Genomic DNA, 6,307 nt, shown 5'->3' with positions numbered 1-6,307 from the left:
AATGGGGCGAAAGTCTGTGGACTCTGTGTAAGACAGTACATGGTTTTTTAACTGTGGTATGCGACGGTGGTGGAAGCAGAAACTTAAATCGTGAGGTTTAGGAATCGCCGCACTTTTAGGGCGGCGAGGATGTCAACAGGTTCGGTTTCACCGTCCCGTTAACGTAGTCGCCAGCTTCCGCAAACGCTTTCAGTGTCGCCTCGATAGCGGCGACCTGTTCGGGTGTTACCTGGAGTTGGCAAGATACGGTCAGGACTTGTTTCATCCCCTCATTAATAATAGACCTCTTGTAAAAATCAAAAATTGTTGTTAGGGTTAGGAGTCAGGAGTCAGTAGTCAGTAGTCAGGAGAATTAAGAATGAATAATAATCAATTAAACGGTCTATTTCCAGATTTTATGTAATTTAATCCTTGTTTTTGCCGTTTTTGAATCCTCAAAAATTAATTATGCAAGAGGTTTAATCAATACATGAGGATTTTGAGGAAGATGCAAGAATTTATTGGCGATTTTTGGGGCATCGAACCCCTCAAAGCCGAACAGTAGGGACTCATGCGGTTTCGTTGAGAAAATTGTCGGAAAAGAGATATTAGCTCAGAAAGCGATTATACTCAATGATCGAAGACTATTGGCCGGCGATCGATGAACCAAGACAACGAGATTAGTCACTTACTAGACCTCATGCCTGCTTCGGGACGGATGATGACGCGCATTGTCAGCAAACCCGAAAGCACCAAGGTAATCGAAACTAATTTTCCCCTGCCCTGGCAAAGAGGAGTCAGACCGATTCAAATTAATTTTGACCTCTGGCGGCAATTATCAAGACCCCAACGGGATCTAGTCTTGTTAAGGGCCGTCTCTGTTTTAACGGCAGTAAAATGGTTTAAACCCGATCTCGATCGATTAATTGCTCTGGCTGGTATGATCGGTTTAACCGTGGAAACCCTGCAAACCGATGCCGTCGGTATGGCAGTAGCGGGGGGTTTAACTGCCTTGGCAATTAACCGGATTTGGCGGGAAAAACGCAGCCCCCAACGGGAATTAGATGCGGATGAAGCGGCCCTAAAAGTGGCCGTTAGACGCGGTTACACGGAAACCGAGGCCGCTAAGGGTTTATTATCGGCTATTGAGACTATAGCTGAAATTGAGGGGCGATCGAGTCTCAATTTTAACGAGTTATTGCGCTGTCAAAATCTGAAAAAATTAGCCAATCTCTCCTTTGTTGGTGTTCCCGATCAGGTGAGACAATCTTAAGGTCAGTAGCCGGTCGTCAGGAGTCAGGAGGCAATAGGTAATCTCCCCCCCCTCTGTCACCCATTCCGGCGTTCCCTGTTCCCTAAAATCAGAGAGTCTGTAAACTTAAAATAACTACTATAAAAATATTTTTCCCTTTGCCCAATGGCTGCAATTGACTCTTTAGAAAAAGCCTTAAAATATCACTTTGGCTACGATCAATTTCGACCGAATCAACGCCAAATAATTGAGGCTGCTTTAAACAATCAGGATTTATTAGTAATTATGCCCACCGGAGGCGGTAAATCTCTCTGTTTTCAGCTACCCGCTTTAATCAAAAAAGGGGTGACGGTGGTGGTTTCTCCCCTAATTGCTTTAATGCAGGATCAAGTAACTGCTTTAGCTGATAATGGCATCGGGGCAACATTTCTCAATAGCACTTTAAACGCTAAACAAGTCAGAGAAAGAGAATCTTTAATCCTGCAAGGAAAAATTAAACTGTTATATGTTGCCCCAGAAAGATTGTTATCGCCTAGTTTTTTAGATTTTTTAGCTGTTATTGATAATTACCTCGGTTTAGCCTGTTTAGCAGTGGATGAAGCTCACTGTGTCTCCGATTGGGGTCATGATTTCCGCCCTGAATATCGACAAATTAAACAAGTTCGTCAACGCTTTCCCTCCGTGCCAATTCTGGCTTTAACTGCCACCGCTACCCAACAGGTTAGAGAAGATATTATCCAACAATTAGGATTGCGAGATACTTCCATTCATATTGCTAGTTTTAATCGTCCTAATCTTTATTATGAAGTTCAACCTAAAACCAGTAAATCTTATCAGCAATTGTATCAATATATTAAAGGACAAAAAGGAGCAGGAATAGTTTACTGTATCAGCCGCAAAACCGTCGATAAAGTTGCTGAACAGTTGCAAAAAGATGGTATTAATGCCCTACCCTATCACGCGGGTATGGAGGATCGGGAAAGAAGTAACAATCAAACCCGTTTTATTCGGGATGATGTGCAGATTATGGTGGCAACAATTGCCTTCGGTATGGGGATTAATAAACCGGATGTACGCTTTGTCATTCATTACGATTTACCCCGCAATTTAGAGGGATATTATCAAGAATCAGGCCGTGCGGGTAGGGACGGAGAACCAGCTAAATGTACCCTCTTTTTTAGCTTTGCAGATGCCAGAAAAATTGAGTATTTTATTAACCAAAAAACCGAGCAAAATGAACAACAGAAAGCTCGTCAACAATTGCGACAAGTGTTAGATTATGCTGAAGGGACTGAATGTAGAAGATCGAGCGTCCTAGGTTACTTTGGAGAAAGTTTTGCGGGTAACTGTGGTAACTGTGATAACTGTCGGAATGGTACAAATAACCAGGATTGGACGATCGAAGCACAAAAATTTTTATCCTGTGTGGCGCGGACGGGACAGAAATTCGGTATGATGCACATAATCAACGTACTCAGGGGAGGAAAAGGTGAAAGAATCACCCAATATCAACACCATTTATTATCTACTTATGGCATCGGTAAAGATAAAACTGTGGAGGAGTGGAAACGTTTAAGTCGTTCCCTTGTCCAGCAAAATATATTAGTAGAAACTGAAGACGATTTTAGAATCTTGAAACTGAATCAACACAGTTGGGAAGTGATGCGGAAACAACGTTCCGTGTTTATTGCCGTCCCCCAAAAAGCTAACGGTCAAATCGTGGGAGACGACAATCCCAATATGGTGGAAAGTGATTTATTATTCGAGCGCTTGCGGCAACTGCGGAAAAAAATTGCCGATAGTCAAGGGGTTCCTCCCTACGTTATTTTCCATGATTCTAGTCTGCGTTTGATGGCCCAATCGAAACCCCGGAATTTGGGGCAGTTTCGTCAAATTTCTGGAGTAGTACACAGTAAAGTACAACAGTATGGGGATATATTTATAGCGGCAATTAATGATTTTTGTCAGGATAGTCTTCCCTCTACTCAATTCCTCACTCTCCAATACTATCAAGATGGGTTGAATGCGGAAGAAATCGCTCGCAAAAGAAGCTTAAAAGTCTCAACCATCTATGAACATTTAGCTAAATTGCTAGAAGCGGGTTACGAAATTGATATTAATCAGTTAGTCTCTAAAAATAAACAGGAATATATTCGTTTAGTGATCGAAAAAGTGGGTGATCGATCCCTGAAAACTCTCAAAGAAAATCTGGGAGATAATTATAGTTATGAGGAAATTAAATTAGTTGTTGCTTGGCAAAGACGACCCCGGCAATAGGGCTAGAGCAACTCTTTTGATGCAACCCTCCACTTTAAAAGCGATAATAGATAATCAGTCTTTAACAACCAGATTTAGTATCACAACCAGTGGGTTAATCCGCTCAAAAATTGCTTTTTTCGGGGTTGAAAAATTTTCAACCCCGATTTTTATCATCCGGGAAAAATAACTTCTAGGGGAGCGGGAATCATCTCGCTACGAAAGTCAAGAATCTGGACTAGGATTAAATAGGCAACGGCGATTAAAATCGAAATTGCTCCCGTGATAATGGCGATAATTTTAGCAGAATTCATATAATTAACCGTTAATTTCCTGAGATTATTGATCTATTGCCGCAAAAGCTACCGAAATTTATTCTCATCTACGATTGCGAGGATAAACAATTCAAACTGAAGATATCTTACAGCACAATTCTCCGAGGCGATCGAGAGGAGGAAAATCTTTACCGAATCAAGGTTAGTTACGGTTAAAGAGATTTTGCCATCAGTTCCACGAAAGAATAGGGTTTATCAGCTAGGAGAACATTCAGAATTTTGACTAATCCCGAACTGAGGTTTAGGTTGAAACCCAGTTTGACGAGAGATAGTCCTTGCGGCTCAATATATAGATTAACATCTATGGTAAAGCTTACAATTATTTGTTATTTGAATCTATACAACCAGCAAAACCCTTGCTATAATCGACAATACATGGTAATAGACCAATTCCATCCACTGCATCCGCATCGGCATCCTCAAAGTTGATCAACCTCGCTTTGTTTTAAGGTAGGCTAAGGTCTGCCTTACTTTTTTGGGTTGGGAATCACCGTCCGTTTACGGCGGTGAGGATGTCAATAAAGCTTAATTATCAGGAAAAAGCTCTGATCGTGTCTAAATTCTAGCTTTCTTTCGGGGCAAGCTTTCGGGTGATCAATAACTAACAGAAACTAAATTTTCGAGTTGTTGTTAGAAAATAGGCGAGCGCTCGCTTATAAAATAAGAGTTTCAGCACTTATGTGTTGACAGGGATTTTCCGAGATAGAAGAGCGATAAGATTTTTATTCACCTATGATAAACCTATGGCCTAAAATAATCATAAGGAGACAACATCACTCAATTTAAACTACTGACAGGAGAAGGAAAAGTCGGGACATACGGCGACTTGTTAAAATTAGGTAGTAGGGGAGATAACTTAACCCCTCATCATCTACCATCCAATGCGTATATGAAAGCGAAAATCAAAGGTTACACAACTAATCAAGGAATTGCTATCATGATGGAACACTTATCCCCCGGAAAAGGAGGTCGTCATCGTCAAACCTTATCTTATGGTAAAAGTCCAGACTTAACCCTTTCCCCTCGACAAACCTTAGCACAAGAAGTTTGGGATATTCGCTCAATTTATCTAGGTCAAGGATTATATAATGCAGATATTAGAAAGGGATTACAAGAACTCATTCAACTTAATAAAACTACCTGGTCAACCTTTTTTGATTAAGGAGCAACAACCCCATGAATTTAATAAAAATACTACAAGAGAATCGCTTAATGAAAACATCCCAAGAAATTAACTTATTTGAGGAAACATTAGAAAAACTTACCAAATATCCTGATGATAAACATTTAAAAGACTTACATCTTATCCTAGATGATAACTGTGAACATCCTGAAATTATGTTTAGTTTAGTGCATTTTTTAGAAGATTTTGAACCCCAACAACAAATACAAGCTTTTATTGAAGTGATTCCTCAATTAATGATAACTGCACCAGAATGGACAAAAATCATTCACTATCGAATGATTAATGATGAATCTGCTGTTAAAATTTATCAGAATAGTCTGGAATTAGCCAATCAAAAAACACCTCATTTTTTGTATCAACTTTTACTAGAAAGCGTCAAAAATTATATTAATTCATCCTCGGAGGTCATCTTAACCTAAATTTTTGTATGACTTATAGAAATTAAAATGATATTTTGGTATCTGTAATCCCTTAAAAAATGTCGCTTTTTCTGGCATTTGTTCAACCTTGATTAATTTAATTTGAGACTCAGTGACTTCCCCCAACCCCCCAAAAGCCTGGATTGGGTAATAAAATCAAAAGTAAACCGCTCAACTAAACTTACTCAAACTTACTTAAAAGCCTGAAAGCTTAGTCATTCGTAGTGGGTCAAGCACGGAGCGGATTAAACGGCAAACCCTTTATTCCCTGGTCAATGACATCAGGAATTACTTTTCTAATGATGTTAAATGACCCATTGACATCGGCATTTAACAACTGATTTGTTCCCATTTTATACAGTCCCCTAGCTAACCTTTTTCCCTTAAATAATGGTTTTTCTTCACCATATTTAGGTAACTCATCCCTATCTAAAGCACTGGATTGTGAGGTATAGGATTCTTCAGTTATTATGACTTTTATTCCTTTTAATTGAGCTTTGTAGGTTAACATTTCTATTAATCTATAATGGGGAATATTAACAAATTGTTGATTATTCCTTTTTCCTAGATTAAGACATTGTTTTATCCGCTCATTATGCCCAATTATTAATGTCCCTATTTGAGGTCGAATACACCAATCTATTACTCTTTTACTGGCTGTGTGTAGATAATTTTCTACTCGACAGTTTCGTTTATGGGTTAGGAATATCAATCTCTTAGATGAGGGTTGATTATTTCTGGTTTTCAGTTGAGATTGTAAGCGGGAACGTTGTTTGTTGTAGAAGGTGTTAATTGCTTTTAACGGTCTGCCATTTACCAAAAGAGGTGCTACACCTGTTTGATTTGTAGTTACAGCCATTAAGTTATTAACTCCTAAATC

General features: G+C 39.3%; 6 protein-coding genes. 4 read left to right on the top strand and 2 right to left on the bottom strand.

Annotated elements, in window-relative coordinates; translation table 11 throughout:
* The first annotated feature begins 640 nt into the window (after nt 1-640).
* Nucleotides 641-1,252: a DUF3318 domain-containing protein gene (locus O9295_RS12525; protein WP_012263842.1), complete on the top strand. Its 612-nt coding sequence runs from the start codon at nt 641-643 to the stop codon at nt 1,250-1,252.
* Between the two features lie 144 nt (nt 1,253-1,396).
* Nucleotides 1,397-3,508, top strand: coding sequence for a DNA helicase RecQ (gene recQ, locus O9295_RS12520; protein WP_288033134.1), 2,112 nt, complete (start codon nt 1,397-1,399; stop codon nt 3,506-3,508).
* A gap of 152 nt (nt 3,509-3,660) precedes the next feature.
* Here the strand turns inward: recQ and O9295_RS12515 are convergent, their stop codons facing one another.
* The gene (locus O9295_RS12515) at nt 3,661-3,801 is read right to left on the bottom strand and encodes a hypothetical protein (protein WP_002760440.1); all 141 of its coding nucleotides are present in this window, start codon (nt 3,799-3,801) and stop codon (nt 3,661-3,663) included.
* 910 nt (nt 3,802-4,711) lie between these two features.
* Here O9295_RS12515 and O9295_RS12510 point away from each other — a divergent pair.
* Complete coding sequence (locus O9295_RS12510) at nt 4,712-4,984, top strand: hypothetical protein (RefSeq protein WP_002760442.1); 273 nt, start codon at nt 4,712-4,714, stop codon at nt 4,982-4,984.
* 14 nt (nt 4,985-4,998) lie between these two features.
* The gene (locus tag O9295_RS12505) at nt 4,999-5,427 is read left to right on the top strand and encodes an Imm30 family immunity protein (RefSeq protein WP_190720290.1); all 429 of its coding nucleotides are present in this window, start codon (nt 4,999-5,001) and stop codon (nt 5,425-5,427) included.
* A 229-nt stretch (nt 5,428-5,656) separates the two neighbouring features.
* On the opposite strand, the gene O9295_RS12500 is transcribed toward O9295_RS12505, so the two are convergent.
* A partial coding sequence (locus O9295_RS12500; RefSeq protein ID WP_288033133.1) for an RNA-guided endonuclease InsQ/TnpB family protein occupies nt 5,657-6,307 on the bottom strand: 651 nt, incomplete at its 5' end.

Source organism: Microcystis sp. LE18-22.4A, assembly GCF_027531105.1.
Lineage (GTDB): Bacteria > Cyanobacteriota > Cyanobacteriia > Cyanobacteriales > Microcystaceae > Microcystis > Microcystis aeruginosa.
The sequence above is the reverse complement of the archived record's forward strand: the minus strand, read 5'-3'. Positions and strand labels throughout refer to the sequence as shown.